Annotated in this window: 22 protein-coding genes; 9 read left to right on the forward strand and 13 right to left on the reverse strand. The window is 61.1% G+C overall.

The genetic code is table 11. The features are described from left to right. The first annotated feature begins 6 nt into the window (after nucleotides 1-6). The 5 genes from K2W61_RS14995 (at nucleotide 7) to K2W61_RS15015 (ending at nucleotide 4,454) form a co-directional block, all read left to right on the forward strand. Complete coding sequence (locus K2W61_RS14995; RefSeq protein ID WP_272909299.1) at nucleotides 7-1,227, forward strand: CaiB/BaiF CoA transferase family protein; 1,221 nt, start codon at nucleotides 7-9, stop codon at nucleotides 1,225-1,227. Nucleotides 1,228-1,266: 39 nt separating this feature from the next. Next, nucleotides 1,267-1,755 carry an FAS1-like dehydratase domain-containing protein gene (locus K2W61_RS15000; RefSeq protein ID WP_236755949.1) on the forward strand — a complete coding sequence of 163 codons (489 nt, stop codon included), beginning with the start codon at nucleotides 1,267-1,269 and terminating at the stop codon, nucleotides 1,753-1,755. Nucleotides 1,756-1,823: 68 nt separating this feature from the next. Continuing rightward, nucleotides 1,824-2,789: a Bug family tripartite tricarboxylate transporter substrate binding protein gene (locus K2W61_RS15005; protein WP_236755951.1), complete on the forward strand. Its 966-nt coding sequence runs from the start codon at nucleotides 1,824-1,826 to the stop codon at nucleotides 2,787-2,789. Nucleotides 2,790-2,862: 73 nt separating this feature from the next. Further along, the gene (locus K2W61_RS15010; RefSeq protein WP_236755952.1) at nucleotides 2,863-3,651 is read left to right on the forward strand and encodes an enoyl-CoA hydratase/isomerase family protein; all 789 of its coding nucleotides are present in this window, start codon (nucleotides 2,863-2,865) and stop codon (nucleotides 3,649-3,651) included. Next, entirely contained in the window at nucleotides 3,651-4,454 is an 804-nt protein-coding gene (locus K2W61_RS15015; protein ID WP_236755953.1) for an enoyl-CoA hydratase-related protein, read from the forward strand. Before K2W61_RS15010 ends, K2W61_RS15015 begins: the two co-directional genes overlap by 1 nt. Here the strand turns inward: K2W61_RS15015 and K2W61_RS15020 are convergent. The 12 genes from K2W61_RS15020 to K2W61_RS15075 form a co-directional block, all read right to left on the reverse strand. Beyond that, nucleotides 4,451-5,236: an IclR family transcriptional regulator gene (locus tag K2W61_RS15020; protein WP_236755954.1), complete on the reverse strand. Its 786-nt coding sequence runs from the start codon at nucleotides 5,234-5,236 to the stop codon at nucleotides 4,451-4,453. The two genes, K2W61_RS15015 and K2W61_RS15020, sit on opposite strands and share 4 nt — an antisense overlap. A 2-nt stretch (nucleotides 5,237-5,238) precedes the next feature. Beyond that, the gene (locus K2W61_RS15025) at nucleotides 5,239-6,045 is read right to left on the reverse strand and encodes an IclR family transcriptional regulator (RefSeq protein WP_236755955.1); all 807 of its coding nucleotides are present in this window, start codon (nucleotides 6,043-6,045) and stop codon (nucleotides 5,239-5,241) included. 80 nt (nucleotides 6,046-6,125) lie between these two features. Next, nucleotides 6,126-7,250, reverse strand: a complete 1,125-nt coding sequence (locus tag K2W61_RS15030; RefSeq protein ID WP_236755956.1) for an NADH:flavin oxidoreductase/NADH oxidase — start codon at nucleotides 7,248-7,250, stop codon at nucleotides 6,126-6,128. Nucleotides 7,251-7,289: 39 nt separating this feature from the next. After that, nucleotides 7,290-7,580, reverse strand: coding sequence for a Dabb family protein (locus K2W61_RS15035; protein WP_236755957.1), 291 nt, complete (start codon nucleotides 7,578-7,580; stop codon nucleotides 7,290-7,292). A gap of 15 nt (nucleotides 7,581-7,595) precedes the next feature. Next, a complete protein-coding gene (locus K2W61_RS15040; protein WP_236755958.1) occupies nucleotides 7,596-8,357 on the reverse strand; it encodes an SDR family NAD(P)-dependent oxidoreductase in 762 nt (253 codons plus the stop codon). 48 nt (nucleotides 8,358-8,405) lie between these two features. Then, nucleotides 8,406-9,128 carry an ABC transporter ATP-binding protein gene (locus K2W61_RS15045; protein ID WP_236755959.1) on the reverse strand — a complete coding sequence of 241 codons (723 nt, stop codon included), beginning with the start codon at nucleotides 9,126-9,128 and terminating at the stop codon, nucleotides 8,406-8,408. Next, a complete protein-coding gene (locus K2W61_RS15050; RefSeq protein WP_236755960.1) occupies nucleotides 9,118-9,852 on the reverse strand; it encodes an ABC transporter ATP-binding protein in 735 nt (244 codons plus the stop codon). The genes K2W61_RS15045 and K2W61_RS15050 overlap by 11 nt, the downstream gene beginning before the upstream one ends. Before the next feature lie 7 nt (nucleotides 9,853-9,859). Beyond that, nucleotides 9,860-10,804 (reverse strand): branched-chain amino acid ABC transporter permease, encoded by a 945-nt coding sequence (locus K2W61_RS15055; protein ID WP_236755961.1) that lies wholly within the window; start codon nucleotides 10,802-10,804, stop codon nucleotides 9,860-9,862. Beyond that, nucleotides 10,797-11,660 carry a branched-chain amino acid ABC transporter permease gene (locus K2W61_RS15060; RefSeq protein WP_236755962.1) on the reverse strand — a complete coding sequence of 288 codons (864 nt, stop codon included), beginning with the start codon at nucleotides 11,658-11,660 and terminating at the stop codon, nucleotides 10,797-10,799. Before K2W61_RS15060 ends, K2W61_RS15055 begins: the two co-directional genes overlap by 8 nt. Before the next feature lie 49 nt (nucleotides 11,661-11,709). Next, nucleotides 11,710-12,918, reverse strand: coding sequence for an ABC transporter substrate-binding protein (locus K2W61_RS15065; protein WP_236755964.1), 1,209 nt, complete (start codon nucleotides 12,916-12,918; stop codon nucleotides 11,710-11,712). Nucleotides 12,919-12,991: 73 nt separating this feature from the next. Next, nucleotides 12,992-13,882 (reverse strand): NAD(P)-dependent oxidoreductase, encoded by an 891-nt coding sequence (locus K2W61_RS27800; protein WP_236755965.1) that lies wholly within the window; start codon nucleotides 13,880-13,882, stop codon nucleotides 12,992-12,994. Between the two features lie 14 nt (nucleotides 13,883-13,896). Next, nucleotides 13,897-14,712 (reverse strand): enoyl-CoA hydratase/isomerase family protein, encoded by an 816-nt coding sequence (locus tag K2W61_RS15075; RefSeq protein WP_236755966.1) that lies wholly within the window; start codon nucleotides 14,710-14,712, stop codon nucleotides 13,897-13,899. 175 nt (nucleotides 14,713-14,887) lie between these two features. Between K2W61_RS15075 and K2W61_RS15080 the strand changes: the two genes are divergently transcribed. From K2W61_RS15080 to K2W61_RS15090, 3 genes are all read left to right on the forward strand, one after another. After that, entirely contained in the window at nucleotides 14,888-15,796 is a 909-nt protein-coding gene (locus K2W61_RS15080) for a LysR family transcriptional regulator (RefSeq protein ID WP_236755967.1), read from the forward strand. Nucleotides 15,797-15,910: 114 nt separating this feature from the next. Continuing rightward, nucleotides 15,911-16,615 carry a CoA transferase subunit A gene (locus K2W61_RS15085; RefSeq protein WP_236755968.1) on the forward strand — a complete coding sequence of 235 codons (705 nt, stop codon included), beginning with the start codon at nucleotides 15,911-15,913 and terminating at the stop codon, nucleotides 16,613-16,615. A 12-nt stretch (nucleotides 16,616-16,627) separates the two neighbouring features. Then, nucleotides 16,628-17,266, forward strand: a complete 639-nt coding sequence (locus K2W61_RS15090; protein ID WP_236755969.1) for a CoA transferase subunit B — start codon at nucleotides 16,628-16,630, stop codon at nucleotides 17,264-17,266. Nucleotides 17,267-17,271: 5 nt separating this feature from the next. On the opposite strand, the gene K2W61_RS15095 is transcribed toward K2W61_RS15090, so the two are convergent. Next, the gene (locus K2W61_RS15095; protein ID WP_236755970.1) at nucleotides 17,272-17,871 is read right to left on the reverse strand and encodes a tyrosine phosphatase family protein; all 600 of its coding nucleotides are present in this window, start codon (nucleotides 17,869-17,871) and stop codon (nucleotides 17,272-17,274) included. A 251-nt stretch (nucleotides 17,872-18,122) separates the two neighbouring features. Between K2W61_RS15095 and K2W61_RS27805 the strand changes: the two genes are divergently transcribed. Then, nucleotides 18,123-18,647 (forward strand): transposase, encoded by a 525-nt coding sequence (locus K2W61_RS27805; protein ID WP_336885394.1) that lies wholly within the window; start codon nucleotides 18,123-18,125, stop codon nucleotides 18,645-18,647. The last annotated feature ends 119 nt before the right edge of the window (nucleotides 18,648-18,766 follow it).

Genomic DNA, 18,766 nt, shown 5'->3' on the forward strand with positions numbered 1-18,766 from the left:
ATCATCATGCAGAAACCATTAAGCCATATCCGTGTGCTGGACCTCTCCCGGATCCTGGCCGGCCCCTGGGCCACGCAGAACCTGGCCGATCTGGGTGCTGAAGTCATCAAAGTGGAGAAGCCGGGAGTCGGAGACGACACCCGGCAGATGGGGCCGCCCTTTCTCAAAGATCGGCAGACCGGCGAGAACGGCGACGCCGCCTATTTCATGAGCTGCAACCGCGGAAAAAAGTCCCTTGCCATCGACTTTTCGAACCCCCGCGGCCAGGAGATCTTGCGTGAGCTTGCGAGCCGCGCCGATGTCTTCGTGGAGAACTACAAGGTCGGAGCATTAAAGCGATATGGGCTGGACTACGCCTCGCTGCGCGAGATCAATCCTCATCTGGTGTACTGCTCCGTGACGGGTTTTGGGCAATCGGGCCCCTACAAGGACCGCGCGGGCTACGACTATCTGATACAGGGTATGGGGGGTCTGATGAGCGTGACGGGCGAACGCGACGACCTACCCGGCGGGGGCCCGCAGCGGGCTGGTGTCGCGGTGGCCGATCTTTTGGCGGGCATGTACGCCACTACTGCCATTCTTGCCGCCCTGCAGCATCGTGATCGCGGCCATGGCGGCCAGCACATCGACATCAGCCTGCTGGACTGCATGGTGGGTTCGCTGGTGAACCAGTCTATGAACTATCTGGTCAGCGGGCGCGTCCCCCAGCGCATGGGAAGTGGCCACCCCAATATCGCGCCCTATGCGGTCTATCCGGCGGCCGATGGGCATCTGGTGCTCGCGGTCGGCAACGACGCTCAGTTCCGCCGCCTGTGCCGGGCTGTCGGCCAGCCTGAGGTTGGCACGGATTCGCGCTTCGCCACTATCGCCGACCGCGTGCACAACCGGGCCGAACTGGATACCTGGCTGATCCCCGTCACTCGTTCGCGCCGGCTGGCCGACTGGATGGAGCTGCTGGAACGAGCGCAGGTCCCTGGCGGACCCATCAATGGCATGGATCAGGTCTTTGCCGACGAGCACGTAGTGGCGCGTGGCATGCACGCGGAACTGGAGCATCCGCTTTACGGGCAGGTTCCGACCGTGCGAAATCCCATCCGATTTTCAGAAACCCCACTTGATCCCGCCGGCGCGCCGCCAGCGCTCGGCCAACATAACGAAGAGGTACTGCAATCGCTGGGGATTGCAGCGGAGCAGTTGGCGCAGTTGCGTGCCGCCGGCGTGCTCTGACCGAACATCAAGATAAGTAGACAACCAGGAGGAGACAGAATGCGCAGATCGATCAACGTGGACGAGAACGGGCTGGAGGTGCTGGGCCTGGGCTTTTACTGGGACGACGTCGAGCCCGGCTACGGTTTTCGCACCTTGGGCCGGACGATTACGGAGGCCGACATCACCTTGTTCATCGGTACAGTGGGCATGGTGGAGGAAATGTTCACCAATCTGGACTATGTCGCGTCGCAATCCATCATCGGCTCGCGTCCGGCTCCTGGTTCGCTTGTTTTCTGCATGGCCGAAGGGCTGCTGATGCAGAGCACGATGCAGCGCACCGGCATGGCGTTCATGGAGGCGGATATCAAAGTCCACCGGCCCACGAACGCAGGCGACACCATCCATGTCGAGTGCGAAGTGGTCGAAGCCCGGGGGACTAGCAAGGCGGAGCGCGGCTTGGTGCGGACCTCAAATCGGGTGATCAACCAGCGAGGGGAGGTGGTGCTTACCTATAACCCCCTGCGTATGGTCAAGACCCGCCCGTAGCTCGAAGCACCACAAATTTTTCACACGTGGGACGCGTAGACGGCCCCGTTTCACTCAAGGAGACATCAATGAAATTTTCCCTGCTTTCCGGATTGCTAGCGTTAATTGTGTGCGCCCAGGGCGCAGTGGCGGCGCCTGCCTCCGCCTTTCCCGAGAAACCTATTACGATCGTTGTTCCGTTTGCTGCGGGCAGTCCTACCGATGCAGTGGCCCGTGTGCTGTCTGACTCGCTTTCCAAGCGATTGGGGCAGCCGCTGATTGTGCAGAATCGTCCGGGCGCCACCGGTATGATCGGCAGCGAGTATGTGGCCCGCGCACAGCCGGATGGCTATACCTTGCTGTTCGGCACTAACACTACTCAGGTAGCGAACAAGTATTTCTTCAAGAACGTGTCTTATGACGGTCTGAAGGATTTCGCGCCAGTCGCCATCGTCGGTGGCGTGCCGCATGCGTTGGTCGTCAATCCGTCCGTGCCGGTCAGTTCCGTGGCGGAACTCATCGCCTATGCGAAAGCCAATCCGGGCAAGCTCTCGTTTCCCTACGCCAACAGCACCACGCGCATCACCGGCAGTACGTTTCGTGCGATGACGCATACCGATATCTCGGAGATTCCTTACAAGGCTTATGGCCAGGCCGTGTCCGAACTGTTGGGTGGGCAGACGCAAATGATGTTCATCGATTTTTCGACCGGCCTGGCCTACATGACCTCGGGCAAGCTCAAGCCCTTGGCAATCACCCCGGCCCGGTCGGACAAACTTCCTGACGTGCCCGCTATGAAGGAGGCGTTGCCAGGCTTCGAGATCGGAAACTGGAACGGATTATTCGCGCCAAAGGGAACGCCGCCTGAGATCATTGACAAGCTCAACCGGGAAATCACCGGCGCGCTTGAGCAGCCGGAGGTACGTAAGCAGATCGATGGCACAGGCTATGAATTGTTGCCGCCGATGGCGCCGCAGGCGTTCGGAAAATACATTGCCGAGGAGAGTGCGCACTACGGCAAGTTGACCCAGGCCGCAGGCATCAAGCCTGAATGAGTATCGGGCCGCGCGCCGTTCGCGCGCGGCATGTACTTCCTTGATTTTCCTGATTATCGAGTCGCCCTGCATCATGAATAAAACCGACGCCCCTGTTCTGTACTCCGTGCAAGACGGCATCGCCACGATCTGCATAGACCGCCCCGCTCAGCGCAACGCGTTGTCCATCGCTATCTGCGAGCGCCTGCTGGACCTGTGGGACGAGGTCGAGCGCGACGACGCCGTGCGCGTGGTGATCCTGACCTCCGCCGACTGCGGCGTCTTCTCTGCCGGCATGGATCTTAAGGAGGCCGCCCAGGTGCGCGCCGAAACCGGCAAGGACATGCTGCAGATGTTGCGGGATCCCTTCCACCAACGCATGCGCCAGGTTCCCAAACCGATCATCGCCGCCATGACGGGCCATTTCACCGCCGGGGGTATGGTCTTGGCCGCAAACAGCGATATCCGGATCGGCTTGCAGGGGACCCTCGGCGGCATCTCCGAGGCCAAGGTGGGGCGCGGGTCGCCCTGGGGAGTGCCCATGCTGTGGATGCTTCCGCAGCCCTTCATGATGGAACTCATGCTTACCGGAGAGATGCATCCCATCGAGCGCTTTTACCAATTAGGTTTCGTGAACTATGTTGAGGCCGCGCCCGATGCCGTGCGCGAGCGGGCCCAGGCTATTGCGCGCACCATCGCAGGCAACGCGCCGCTTACGGTCTGGGCCGCCAAGAAAAGTATCGGGGCAGCGATGGATCTGGGTTGCGAGCGCGGTCTGGATGCGGCCTGCCGGTACCATGAGCGCGTTTATTCCAGCGCCGACGCCATCGAGGGGCCTCGGGCCTTCGCCGAAAAAAGGGCTCCGCGTTGGGTCGGGGCGTGATGATGGGCGACGCTTCGGCTTTTGTCCGGCGCGACGACGATGATGGCGTCGTCACGCTCACGTTAAACCATCCCGACACACTCAATCGCTTCTCTGATGGTCCGCAGTTCCTTGAACTGGCTGGGCACGTGCGCCGGGCCAATGCGGATCCGGCGGTTCGTGTCCTGCTCATCACGGGAGCGGGGAGGGCGTTTTGCGCGGGCGGAGATCTGCGGCAGATGGCGGAACGAGAGGGGTTTTCCGCCGGGGACGTTGCCCAGGTGCAAGCGCGCTACCGCGAAACCGTGCACCAGTTGCCAGCAGCGCTGGCCGAAGCGGATGTTCCGACTATTGCCGCAGTGAATGGCGCGGCCTACGGTGCGGGTTGCGATCTTGCGTGTTTTTGCGATATCCGGATCGCCGCAGAGAGCGCGCGCTTTTCAGTCAGCTTCGCCCGCCTTGGCATCGTGGCTGGCGATGGTGGAGCCTGGATGTTGCCGCGGCTCGTTGGCCGTTCCAAGGCCATGGAGCTGGCTTTCACCGCGGAGCCCATCGATGCCCAGGAGGCGCTACGGATCGGTCTCGTGTCGGATGTGGCGCCGGACGATGGGCTGCCCCAGCGCGCCGCGCAATTGGCGCGGAAGATTGCGCGCCATCCCTCTGCGGCGTTGCGCATGCACAAGCGCCTGCTGCGGGACGCCGAACTACACACACTGGCCACCCATCTGGACGTGGTGGCCGCCTTTCAAGCGATCGCACACGCTTCCGAAGATCATCTGCGAGCAGTGCGCGACGTAGTTGATACCCTAGCGCAAACGCGTTAATCCTCGTCTTCGGCGGCGAGCGTGATGCGTTCAGCGATGGTCAGCAACAACGTTGCGACTTGGCCTCGTAGTACCGCTTCCGTCACATCTACGCTTACGGCCATCGCGGCAAGGGCGAACTCCGAACCCACCTTTACCGGAGTGGCGATGGAGGCGGTGTGCGTGGCCACGGGCGCGGCCAGGTAGCACCAGCCCGTCTTCTCCAGCTCTCGGAATGCGGCGTAGACGTCGTCGAGCGGTCGTGACACGCCGGAGGGCGCGTCAGCCTCGATCATGCGGAGCAATTCATCGCGTTGTTCCTTCGGCCGTCCCCACAGGTAGGCGCGACCGGAGGCCGAGACCGCCATCGGAAAACGGGCGCCGCTGGTCAGCCCCAGCTGTACCCGGCCAGCAGGAACACAGTGCTCGACGACCAGCATATGCAGTCTATCCCGCGTGCTCAGGGTGACATGGACGCCGAAGCGCTGCGACAGCTTGCGCATAAGCGGCCTGGCTGCCTGGCCTATCGCCAGACCTTTCTTGGCAGCCCGGCCCAGCGCCAAGCAGGCGACATGGGGTTCGTAGCTGTCTCCCGTGGCCTGGAGAAAATGTTGGGCCTGCAACGTCTGGACGAGCTTTTCGGTTGTCGGGCGGGACAGATCGAGCTTGCGGGCGATGTCCGCCAGCGTTAGTTTGCGATGGCGCAGGTCGAACAGGCGCAGCACCTCCAGTCCCCGGCGTAACGAATCCACTTGCCCGTCGTCGCGCGGCGTGCCTGGTGTCAATTGGCGAGTCCGTACCATGATTATTCTGCCTGCATACTGCTGAGTTCAGCTTCAAGCCGGGTTTTGAGGGCGAGCAGGTCGGGGATCACCTCCTGCTTCAGTCGCGGCAATTCCAGAGAATTCGAAGGCGCGGCGCAACCCAGCGCATAGGTGTGCGGACCTTCTGGCGTGTCGACAACCACGGCGGCGCCGTTGGTGCCGGCCTCAAGGGTACCGGCCGCGATGCAATAGCCGTCGCTCGCCATTTGAGAAATGGCGGCCGGCACTTCGCGGCTCAAGAGCTCCCAAGCTTGCGGGTCAGCCGTGCCGAGCTTTTCGAGGAATGCCGTGCGTTCGGCATCGCCCATTGCGCCGACCAGTGCCCTGCCCAGAGCCGAGCGGTCAATGCGAAGGCGCGAACCGGCGCGCACCCGCAAGGTGAAAATCATGTCTCGGCTATGAGCAACCTCGTTACAGACCATGCTGCTGGCATCAGGCGAGGCGAGCACGACTGAGACCTGATGTTGGTCGGCGAACTGCTGCATCAGCGGCCGCGCTAGCATGACAAAATCCCGGTGCGAGGCCGCGATGAACCCAAGTGCAAGCACGGTTGCGCCTAGGCGATAGGCGGCTCGCTGGGCCGAATACTGCAGGTACTCTGCTTCGAGCAGATTGGCCGTGAGGCGGGATACTGTCGGCTTGGGAAGACCGGTGAGCGCCGCGATTTCGGAGTTGCTTAACCAGTCATTGTTCGGTTCGAACGCCGTGAGAATGGTCAGCCCGCGCGACAGCACCCGGACTTGCCGAATGCCTGGCTTTTCGGAGTACGAATCAGCGGATGTATTCATCGAGTCATCAAAATGAAATTAGACTCGATTCTACAGGCAAGCCCCATGATATGGGGCTTGCTTTAACCGCAGAACGCTCCCTAAAAGACCTTCGGCCGACGCTTTAGCCACCAGCCGTATTGCTCTGGCCAAGCCAGAAACTCTGGATCGGCCTGCAAAGCCAAGCGGGCGTGCAGGGGCCAATTCGGGTTGAGAAGGGCCTCCCGCCCCACAGCCACCAAATCCGCTTTTTCCTCAACCAGAATCGCTTCGGCCTGCTCGGGATCAACGATCAACCCCACGGCGATCGTCCCGATGTCGGCCTCCTGCTTGACGGCCTGCGCAAACGGGACCTGGAACCCCGGCCCGCGCTTGACAGCCTGCGGACCTTGCCCCGCCGTGGCAGGCGCTTGAATTCCGCCGGACGAGCAGTCGATCAGGTCAACCCCCAGTGCTTTCAATTCGCGCGAAAACACGATGCTATCGGCCAGATGCCACCCGCCCTCGATACCGTCGACGGCCGAAATCCGAACGGATAGCGGAATGTCGGAGGGCAGGGCGTCCCGCACGGCGGCCGCTACCTGCAGGGGGAAGCGCATCCGGTTCTCGAGCGAGCCGCCAAATTGGTCCTTCCGCTTGTTGGTGACCGGGGAGAGAAAGCTGTGGAGCAGGTAGCCGTGCGCGGCGTGGATTTCGACCAACCGGTATCCCGCGCTGACCGCGCGAGTCGTCGCCGCGCGGAAGCTGGCGACGATCTCGTCCAGTTCCTCGGCGTCGAGTGCCCGAGGCACGGGCCAGCCTTCCTGTACCGGCACGGAAGAGGGCGCCGTAGTCTCCCAGGCCTGATCTTCCGAGGACAGTGCCAACGGCCGATTGCCTTCCCAGGGCTTGCCCGTGCTTGCCTTGCGACCGGCATGACCGATCTGAATCGACGGCACCACGCCGTGCGTGGTCATGATGCGTGCGAGTTCCGCAAGTCCGGGGATCTGCTCATCGCTCCAGATTCCCAGGTCGCCAAGGGTTCCCCTGCCATCGCGGGTGACAGCCGCGACTTCAATCATTGCGCTGCCCGGCCCGCCACGGGCCAGGCCGGCGGTATGGAACCGGTGCCAGTCCTGGACCAGCCCATCGATGGCGGAGTACTGGCTCATCGGCGAGATGAGTACCCGATTGGGCAGCTCGACGCCGCGCAGTTTGAACGGTGTAGACAGTTTGGTGTCCCGCATGAGGTTCCTCGTTTCGGATTGTCGTGTCGTGGCGGAGGATCAGGCTTCGTAGTCCAGCACGATGAGCTGCCGGCTTAGCGTCGCGACCTTATGCTTCAGCGGCACGTGGGCGGGGGCCTGTTGGTAATGGTCATGAGCCGCCGCGTCCACGAAGTCTGCCACGAACGCGTGGGTGTAGGAATGGGCGCGATCCGACGCATTGGTGGCAAAGCGCAGGTCCAGGATGCCCGGGATTTCGTTCTTGATGGTCTGGCACATGCCGAGGATGTCTTCGTGGTCCTTGCAGATGAGCGGGGCGTTGAAGCTGAGCATGACAATATGTCGAAACACGGTGGCTCCTATCGCTCAGGAAATGGTCAACCCACCGTCGACGGCGAGGATGTGGCCGGTCGTGGAACGGGACTCGTCGGATGCCAGATACAGCGCGGCGTGGGCGATATCTTCCGGCTGCACCAGGCCAAAAAGTTGGCCGTCGAGCGACTTGCTGGTGACGCCATCGTCTTTCAGTAGATTGAGCACGCGCTCTGTCGCTGTCGCTCCGGGAGCCACGGCGTTCACGCGAATTCGGTATTGGGCATATTCCACGGCCATCGACCGGGTCAGCGCGCTGACTGCGCCTTTGGCGGCCGTATAGGCGTCTTTGCCGTGCGTCCCGATCAAAGCAAAGATAGACGTGCTGTTGATGACGGAACCGCCGTTGCCCGCGTCCATCATGGCCTGGATGCCGTAGCGGCATCCCAACCAGGTCCCAAACAGGTCGAGTTTCATCTTGGACCAGAACTCGTCAACCGGGGCGTCCGTCACGCGGCTGTCGCGCACGGTGGAGCCTCCGGCGTTGTTGTACAGCACGTCGAATCGTCCGAACTCCGCCAGGGTCCGTTTGACGGCCGCCTCCAGGCTATCGGGCTCGGTGACGTCGGTGTGGATGAAGCGGGCAGGGCGGCCCGTCGTTTTTTCCACGATCGCGGCGGTTTGTTCGCCTGCGGCGGTGTCTCGCTCGGCGATAACGACCTGGGCGCCTTCCTGGGCGAACAGCAATGCGCTGGCACGGCCGATACCGGCGCCGCCGCCCGTGATGAAGGCGACTTTTCCTTCGAGTCGGTGCATAAATACCTCGCAAAAAAAACGGATGAGTGGATGAGGTTTGCGTGGGGGTCAAATGCCCAGATAGGCTTTGCGCACCGCTTCACTGCTGGCCAGCTCCGAAGCCAGGCCTTGCAGCTGAATCTCACCGCGCTCAAGAATGAAGGCGTGGGTCGCAATCTCCAGTGCCATCTCTGCGTTTTGTTCGACAAGCATCACATCCACCCCTTCGGCCGCGATGTCCTGGATGATCTGGGCGATGGTGTCGACGATGGCGGGCGCAAGCCCGATCGTGGGTTCGTCGAGCAACAGCAGTCGCGGCTTGGCCATCAGAGCGCGGCCCACGGCAACCATCTGCTGCTGACCTCCGCTAAGGCTTCCAGCAGGCGATTTGAGCCTTGTCTTCAACGCGGGAAAGCGCTCCAGCACGTCTGCCATTCCTTGCTGAATGGCACTCTTGTTTTTCTCCCGATACGCACCCAGCTCGAGGTTTTCCCCTACCGTCATGGCTTTGAACAGCCGCCGCCCTTCGGGCACCAGGACGAGGCCTCTGGAGACGAGGGCATCGGGAGCCAGGCCGGTGATGTCTTCTCCATAGAGGCAGACCTTTCCGGAGGAGGGCGCGACCAGGCCGGTCAAGGCCTTCATGATGGTCGACTTGCCGGCGCCGTTGGAACCGACGATGGTGGAGATGGATCCCCGCTTCACCGTGAAGCTCGCCGCGATCACCGCCGGCACGATGCCATACATCACCGACAGTCGCTCGACGTCGAGCACATTTTCGTTATTGTTCATGCCGCTTCCCCAGATAGGCCGAAATCACGCGCGGATCCCGCTGTATCTCGGCCGGGGTGCCGGTGGCTAGAAACACGCCATAGTCCAGCACCACGATGCGATCGCAGATATCCATGACCGCCTTCATGTTGTGTTCCACGAGCAGCATCGAAACGCCGTACTCCTCGCGCATCCTGCGGAAGATCGCCAGCACTGACGATGCCTCGGTCTGGTTCAGACCGGTCAACGGTTCGTCCAGGCAGAGCAGGCTTGGCCGTGCGGCGAAAGCGATGGCGATGCTGACGAGCCGTTGCAGGCCGTGCGAAAGGTTCCCCGCAACTTCGTTCAGGACTTCCGACAGGCCCATAAGCGCCGCGGTTTCTCGCACGCGTGCGTCCCGTTCAGCTTTATGGCGCATCGTCGCGAACGTACCGACGACGATGTTGTCGTAGACGGTCATGTCGCGCAGCATGCTGTCGTGTTGGAACGTGCGGACCAGGCCCTGCCGGGAAATCCGGGCGGCGCTCTGGCCGGTAATGTCCTGACCCATGAAGGTCAACTTGCCGCCAGACGGCTTGTAGTAGCCGCTTACCACGTTGAACGTGGTGCTTTTGCCGGCGCCATTGGGGCCGATGAGGCCCAGAATTTCTCCTTTGCGGACTTCGAAGCTCAACTCCTTGACCGCCACCAGGCCGCCAAAGCGGCGGCTCAGGCCATCGACTTTAAGTAGTACTTGATTTTCCATGAAGACCTCAGGCTTGGGGCTTCGCCGCGGCAGTCAGCCCAGGCGCGCGCTTGTTGAAGTGGCGGCCCAAGCCGATCAAGCCCCCCGGCATCAGCAGCACCGAGATCACGATGGCGGCTCCGTAGAAAATGTGCTCATAGGGACCGAAGCTCAGGGCGAACTGGCCGAGCAGCGTCAGAACGATGGCGCCGACCACCGCGCCCAGGATGTGGGATTCGCCGCCCACCTTCAGATAGGCCAGTGCGTATACCGCAAGCAGGAAGCCAAAATCCCCAGGGCTGATGACGTTATTCGAGTAAGCCAGCAGCGCACCGGCAATGCCGGCCACGAACGAAGAAACACCCAGGCACAGCACCTTGGTCAGATGCACGTTGATGCCGACGGTCTCGACGATAGCGTCGTTATTGCGGATGGCGACAAGGACTTTGCCGAGATCGGATTTCTCGATGAACCAGAGCGCCCAGAGCAGGGCGAGTACCACGGCGACGACCAGGGCAGGCAAGTAGCCGTCCAGGTAGGTCGGCGGAAAAATACCCACCATGCCGGAACTCCCTCCGATGGCTTCGGTCTTGGTGTAGATCATGCGGATCACTTCGGTGAAAGCGAAGCTGATCAGCATGAAATAGGGGCCTTTGGCGCGCAGCGTGATGTAGCCGAACACAAGGCTGATGAGGCCGGCGAACACTGCGCTTGCCACCAGGGTGAGCAAGAAGGGCCAATTGAAAGACACGCTTCCAACACCAGCCATATAGGCGCCAAGGCCCACAAAGCCGGCAACCGCAAAGTTCAGTTCGCCGATCAGGGTGACAAAGCGGAAGCTGGCGGTAATCAGCACGTTGACGGCTAGCCACAGGACCAGGCTGGCGGCCAGGCCGCCGCCCTGAAGCAGGCTGGCGGCGAGGGCCACCAGGCCGGCCGAGGCGATTGCAGGGGTGAGTAGCGATTTAGCCATTGCCGAGAATTCCCTTCGGACGAACGAGAAGTACAAACATGGTCAGGGCGAACATCGTGATCGTGGCCCAGGTGGGATCGAAGTAGTAGCCGCCCAGGCTTTCGATGACGGCGATCAAGAGGCTGCCCAGGATTGCGCCGGGTATGCTGCCCAGCCCGCCGATGACGATCGCGATGAAACCCCGGATGAGATAGTCGCTGCCGATGGTCGGGCTGGAAACGGTCACGGGCGATAGCAGTACTGCAGCGATCGCCGCGAGCGAGGTCGCGATGAAAAAGCCGGCCAGGGCGATCCGTCGGTACGGGATGCCCTGCAGCATCGCAGCCTCATGGTCTTCCGACACCGCGCGCAGTGCCTTTCCCAGCCGGCTGGACGCGATGGTCCAGCACATGAGAGCGGCCACCAGCAAGGCGCAGCAGGTAATGATCAGGCGCTGGATGGTGATGTAGGCGCCCATGATGTTCACCGTCCCTTCGACCAGCGCGGGGAGCTTGTTGGGAACGCCGCCGAAGGATTCGAGGAATATGCCTTGCAGCAGTAGCGAGAGGCCGACCGAAACCACAAAGGAGCCGGTCATGTCGCGCTGGAACCGCTGCAGGGCGAACTTATAGATCACACCCCCCAATAGCAGCGTCAAGGCGATCCCAAGCACACCGCTCAGCGCATAGGACGCAAAGAGCGGCAACTGCTCGCTGATCAGGAATGGGACCGTCCCTCCCATCACCAGCAGCGGCAGCGTAAAGAACTCTCCGTGTGCGAAGTTGACGATTCGCATGACGCCGAAGATCAGCGTCAAGCCCAACGAGAACAGGATGTACGCCGCGGCGATCTGCATACTGTTCATGATTAATTGCATGTAAACGTCCAACTTGTCTCCCCCGACTGATCGCCGTCCAGCGTTCTGATTACTTGCCTTGCGCCAGGCGCATTTGCAGCTCTTCCGGCACCACGCGCTCAACTTCTACGAGCTTGCCGTCTTGAATTTGCGTGATCATGACCGGGATGAGCATCTGCTGAGGCGAACCGTAGGTCGCCTCGCCACCGAACGCCGTTTTGCCGTACGACGTGTCAAAGACGATCTTGGGCATGACCTTCAGGATCTCGGCTGGTTCGATGCTTTGCGCAGCTTCCATGCCCGCCTTGAGGGCATAGACGGAGTCGTAGGGTGCGAGCTGCAGCGGGTTGAGCGATTCCCCGACGGCCTTTTTCATGCCTTCGTTGAGCTCACGTTGCTTGCTGGTCGCCTGCTGTCCGGCGTAATCGCCCGAAAAGCCCATGTACACCCCGTCAGCCGCCTTGCCGCCAATGTCCACGAGCTGCGCCGCGCCCGTGCCCACCGGCTGAACCTTGACGCCGTCCCAGCCGAGTACGGCCAATTCGCGGAAAAGCACGCCTGCATCGGCCGGGGGAGCAACGCCCAGGTCGATCACGTCCGGCTTAACCGCCGCGAGTTTTTGCGCAATGGGCTGGAACTGCGTGGTGCCGCGTTCGTACCAGTTGACTGACACCACCTTCACGCCAAGCTTTTCCCATGCCTTCTGGGCGACCGGTTCGGTTTCCTTGCCCGTCGCGTCGTTGGGATTGAGCATGGCTACCGTCTTGATGGAACCGTGTTTGGTTTTCACGTAGGCATACAGGGGTTCCAGGATTTCGAACGGTGTGGTCGATTGGGTCAAGGTGTAGGGCTTGGTCGGTCCCTTGACGGTCTTGCCCCAGGCCGAGGTGAACAGAATGACCTGGTTCCGCTCGGTCAGCGACTGCAACGCGAGAATCGGCGCTGTGCCAATGCTGCCAACTACATATCGAGACTTGTCGCGATTCACGATGTTCTGCGCAACCTTGGTCCCTTCCGCGGCGTTGTATTTGTTGTCGTAGGCACGAACTTCAAATCTGTAGGTTGTGCCACTGATCTTCACGCCACCAGCGTCATTGATTTCCTTGGCAGCCTGCTTGGCGGTCCATTCCTGTCCCAGCCCCCACGTTGCAGCGGCGCCTGACATCGGCGCGGATACGCCCAATATCAAGGTCTTGGTGTCCTGTCCGAATGCGGCGCCGGACGTGAGCGACGCCGTCGCCAAAGTCACAGCCGTAAGAACGCTGTTGAGGTTCTTCATCTTGTCTTCTCCGTATTGATAGGTATAGTGGTTCCCGGCGCGTGCCGGCTTTTACCGGACTCCCGGTATGTCTTTAGCCCGATTGAGGTGTACGTCCGGCGCTGCTCCAGCGCGTGGCTTCGTTGGCGCCGTGGTTGTCCACGTAGCTCGACACCTGCTTGAGCAGCCCGGGTGCAATGCCGGCCTGCTCGCTCAGTGCCAAGGCCAGGTGCAGATCCTTCGCGACGATTCGGTGGATTTCCGGGTAGGCGTCTTCCGTCGGCGACCACGCGCGGAATTGCGCGCGGCCCAGGGCCGCGTCCGCAGTCAGAAAGTTCCTTCCGGTACTGACGTCCAGGATGGGCGCGAAGCTCTCAAGTGAAACGCCATGCGCCTGAGCCAATTCGATGGCTTCTGCGGTCAAATAGATGTTCGCCACGCAGATCATGTTGTTGATGATTTTGGCTACCTGCGCAGATCCCAATGCGCCGCAGTGGAAAATTCGGCTACCCATAGCCTGCATCAATGGCCTGGCCAGCTCGGCGTCGGATGCGGCGCCGCCCAGCATGATTGTGAGCGTTCCTTCTTGTGCGCCCACGACGCCGCCGCTCACCGGCGCGTCGAGCAGGCGTGCACCGGCTGCCGCGAGCGGCGCCTCCAGTGTGCGCAGGGTAGCGGGCAGCGTGGTGCTCATCATGCTCACGATGGGTTGGTGGCCGCTGGGAATGGCGTGGATCAGTCCGCCGTCGCCAAGCAGGGCGTTTGTAATTTGAGCGTCATTGGCGAGCAGCACAATGATCGCATCCGCCGCCGCGCAGTCCCTCACTTCAGAAGTTGTGGCGACGCCTTCCCGGGCAAAGCTCTCGCGTACGGCGGCACTGCGATCGCAGATGATGAGGTCGAAACCTCCACGCCGAACGCAGCGCGCCATTGGCGCACCCATGTTGCCGGCGCCGATGAAGGCGACTGTCTTGATGGATTTCACGAGCGCTGCTCCGCCTAGACACCGAGGTCCAGGTCGAACCGGGGAGCACGGCGCTCTTGCAATGCGCTCACTCCCTCCCGCGCCTCGGGGCTTCCGAAGCCCATGAACTCCAGCGCCAGCGAGGTATCGAAAATGGGCCCGGCCTGACGCAGCCAGTTGTTGAGGGCATACTTGGTCCACCGCATCGCGCCCGGCGCGCCTGCTGCGAGCTTCCCGGCGATCTCGAGGGCCTTGTCTTGAAGCGCGTCGTCCTCGACGCACAACGACACGAGACCCAGCGCTTCGGCTTGCGCGCCGCTCACCGGTTCGCACAACATCAGGTGGTACTTGGCCTTGGCCATACCGCAAAGCAAGGGCCAGATGATGGCCGCATGGTCGCCTGCGGCGACGCCCAGCTTGGTGTGGCCGTCCACAATACGGGCCGATTTCGCTGCAATCGAGATGTCGGCCAGCAGGGCCGCCACCAGACCCGCGCCAACCGCCGGGCCATGAATGGCGGAGACGATAGGTTTGGAACAGTTGATGATGTTGTAGACCAGGTCTCGGGCTTCTCGCCAGACACGGGCCCTGGCCTTGAAGTCGTCGTTGATCTCTTCGAGCATGCGGAAATCACCGCCAGCCGAGAATGCACGTCCGGCTCCGCGGATGATCACGGCGCTGACCTCGGGATCGGTGTCGATCTCGCGCCAAACCTCCGCCAGTTCGGCGTGCCCCCGGGAATCCAAGGAGTTCATGCGTTCGGGGTTGTTCAGCGTCAGGCGCAGAACGAGGTCAAGCGGACGGTCGAATTCAATCGCCGTGTAGTTCTGATAACGAAGGTTTTCTTTCATCCTCGACTCCAACTTCAGGTACGTGATTGGGCGGCCGTTTGTCGGCCGTCCGCGTTCTTCTGCGCCGATATGACGCGCGCCTTTCTGCGTAACTGCTGGCGCAATTGTGCGATCCGCATTTGCTTTATCAAAGACCACCGTTGCACCCTTAGTGTGCGCTGATGCACAATGAGCCATGGATACGCACCCCGAATGGAACGACCTCAAAGTTTTTCTGGCTGTCGCACGGCTGGGCACGATCTCCGATGCAGGGGAGAAGCTCGGGATCGAGCACTCCACTGTCTCGCGGCGGATCGACCGGCTGGAAGCGACCTTGCGCGTGGTCTTGTTCGACAGACGCCGTAGCGGCTATTCGCTGACCGATGCTGGCCATGCGCTGATTCCCCACGCGGAAAAAATGGAAAGCGCGCTGCTTGCCGCTGTGGAAGAAAGCCTGGAGGCGGCCGACTTCATCAAAGGCAATGTGCGCGTTGGAACACCGGAAGCGTTTGGCATCCACGTGCTTGCCCCGGGGATGGCGCAGTTGCGCCAGAAGCATCCCGGGCTACGCATCGAACTAATGGCCCAACCCCAATTCCCCAGTCTGGTGACCAGGGAAGTCGAGGTCCTGGTCACGCTTGATCCGCCGCAGATGGGGCGATACAAGGTCGCGAAGCTGGCGCAGATCGACTATTTCCTTTATTGCTCTCCCGCCTACCGGGACGCCCATCCTCCAATAAGTGAACTCAGCGACGTCGCTCAACACGATTTCGTGGACTACATCCACGATGGGTCGGTCAGTGAGCGCTATCGCGTGCTTGAAGAACTTGTCCTCGAACCGAATCGATGTTTCAGCTCGAACAGCGTGCTTGCGCAGCGCTCGGCCGCGGCGGCGGGGCTGGGGCTTGTGCTGCTTACGCCTTATGTTGCAAACGTGAAGAGCGGCGACCTCGTCAGCATTTTCCCCGATAGGCCGCTGATTACGCGCAGCTTATGGATCGCGGCGCCCGAAGATCTGCTGCGGATCAACCGCTATCAATTTGCTTGGCGATTTATTCGTGAGCAGGTCGAATCGCAACCGGAGCTGTTCCACCCGCTCGCTTGATTGCTGTGCGGAATTGCACAATAAGGTTGCGGCAAATCCATTGTCCCGACTTCGTCGAATCCCTAGTATCTGGGGGGTTACCACCCACTCAACCCCATTTACTTCGGTTAGAGAATGAGAAAGATATATGGAGATGTGGCCGGTGCCCTGGAAGGGGTCATCACAAACGGCCAAACGATAGCTGTCGGAGGTTTCGGCCTTTGCGGTATTCCTTCAGCGTTGATAGAAGGGATGCGTGACAGCGGCGTCGGGAATCTGACCTGCATCAGTAACAACGCCGGTGTCGACGACTTCGGATTGGGGCTGCTCCTGCAGTCGCGGCAGGTCAAGCGTATGATCGCGTCATACGTTGGCGAGAACAAAGAGTTCGAAAGACAGTACCTGAGCGGGGAACTGGAGCTTGAGTTCAATCCGCAAGGGACGCTTGCGGAACGGTTGCGCGCGGGCGGTGCAGGCATTCCCGCGTTCTTCACCAGGACCGGCGTCGGCACTGTCGTCGAGGAAGGCAAAGAGACGAGGCAGTTCGGGGGCCAGACTTTCATCATGGAGTTGGCGCTCCGGCCGGATGTCTCGCTGGTGAAAGCCAAGCGTGCCGATCGAGCGGGTAACCTTGTCTTTGCACGCACTGCGCGAAACTTCAATCCCGACGTGGCAATGGCGGGAGCGGTGACGATCGCCGAAGTGGAAGAACTGGTGGAAGAGGGCGAGATTGACCCTGACGATGTGCATCTGCCAGGAATCTTCGTCGATCGGATCGTCGTCGTACCCAATCCGGAAAAGCGCATCGAGCGCAAGAGTTTCCGTTCACGGCCGCAGTAAGGAGAATTTGCGATGGCTTGGACTCATGACCAAATGGCAGCGCGCGCCGCACAGGAACTGCACGACGGCGACTATGTGAATCTGGGAATTGGTTTGCCCACGAAAGTGGTGCAATACGTGCCTGACGGCATGCAGGTATGGCTGCAATCTGAAAACGGACTAATCGGCATCGGACCGCCCCCTTATGAGAACGAAATAGACCCCGATCTTATCGACGCGGCCAAGCAGACTGTGACGACAGCGCCCGGCGCATCCATTTGTTCGTCTTCCATGTCGTTCGCCATGATCCGGGGCGGCCATATGGATCTTACGATCTTGGGAGCCATGCAGGTCAGCGCGAAGGGAGACCTTGCAAACTGGATGATCCCCGGCAAGATGGTCAAAGGCATGGGCGGCGCCATGGACCTTGTTGGCGGCGCACGCCGCGTCATCGTGCTCATGGAACACAACACGCGTGACGGCGCGATGAAGATCCTGGATCAGTGCTCATTACCACTGACCGGTCGTGGCGTGGTGCACAGAATCATCTCCGATCTGGCGGTGATGGACATCAGCGAAGAAGGGCTGGTTGTAAAAGAGCTGGCGCCCGGCGTCACGCCGAAGGCATTGCAGGAAAAGTCGGAGCCTCGCCTGAACTTCGCACTTAGCTAGCAGACTCAGGCGTGAGGAGGCGACTGATAAGGCGTCCGTCTTCCTAAGTCGACCTCTACGCCTCGACCCACGCTCTCCAGTAACCGGCCCAGAGAAGGAAGATGATGCAACTGGTAGGCGTAGTGTCGCGCAAGCGCTGAAGACAGCCGCCCCGCTCGCCCGGAAAGATCATCGATCCATCCCACCATCGTGGAATTCGGCCACGCGCGAGGGCGAATGGCCCGTAGCTGCGCGAACAGTCGATCCTCGTCTTGCAGTTCTGGTTGACTGGCGTCGAGAATCGCGAGCATCGCTGCGGTGGATCGGGATATCGCCTGGTGGCAATGGATAAGCATCCGCGCGGGGGTGCTTGCCATTTCCGCACGTGCAAGTTCAGCGAACGCGAGAATCTTCGCCAAGTCCGCCGGGGAGGGCATTGTCTTGCCGGGCTCTGGGGACAGAATGTCGTGAAACCATAACGTCTTATGCGCCTTGACAGCCAAGCTCGCTACAGCGGCGACAACAGGTGTGCCCGGATCCAGCAATGAGAGGACGTGGGACACGCCCTCGTACTTGTTCTGTTCAAGTTCTGCGATACCGCAGATCACCAATGTCTCAATTTTCATAGTGGTAGTGCACATTCAGGTACTGGCTTTTGCGCCTCGGCTTATACAGACAACATTGGTCGGCCGAGGGATCCGCACATCGCGAAAGCACGCATGAAAGTATGCCCAATAGGGCGCGAAATCGGGTTGCGCTTGGGGCGTCATTGTGTGGCTGGATTAGCAGCCGATTGCGAAGTCCACGAAATTTTTGGCATCCTGTCATTCAGCTAGGAGTCTGGGCGGCAGAAGCACCGATCTGATATAAACAAAAAATGGCTGCCAACTATCTCCCCTATGACCCACAGCAGTTGATGCTGCTGCCCGAAGCGCTGCAGGAATGGTTGCCCGAAGGGCACTTGGCGCACTTCATCAGCGATACGGTAGACGGGCTCGATCTGAGCGCCTTTCACGCGCGTTACGACAAGGATGGCCCGCGCAACCAACCGTTCCACCCGGCGATGATGGTCAAGGTGCTGATCTACGGCTACGCCACGTGCGTATTTAGCTCGCGCAAGATTGCCAGGAAGCTGCACGAGGATATCGCGTTTCGGGTACTGGCTGCGCGCAACTTCCCCGCGCACCGCACGATCCGCGACTTCCGTGCCTTCCACCTGAAGGAACTCGGCGAGTTGTTCGTGCAGGTCGTGCGTCGGGCGTGCGAGATGGGTCTGGTCAAGCCGGGCACAATCGCGGTCGACGGCACCAAGGTCAAGGCCAATGCGAGCCGCCACAAAGCGATGAGTTACGGCCATATGCTCAAGGCCGAGGCCGAATTGAAGGCGCAGATCGAGGCCTAGCTCGACAAGGCGCGCGCCGCCGACGAGGCCGAGAAGAGCGAGCCCGAACTGGACATCCCGGCCGAGATTGCCAGACGGCAAGACCGGCTCGATGCCATTGCCGCGGCGCGCGCCCGGCT

Origin of the sequence: Achromobacter pulmonis, assembly GCF_021733725.1 — a bacterium.
GTDB lineage: Bacteria > Pseudomonadota > Gammaproteobacteria > Burkholderiales > Burkholderiaceae_B > Achromobacter > Achromobacter pulmonis.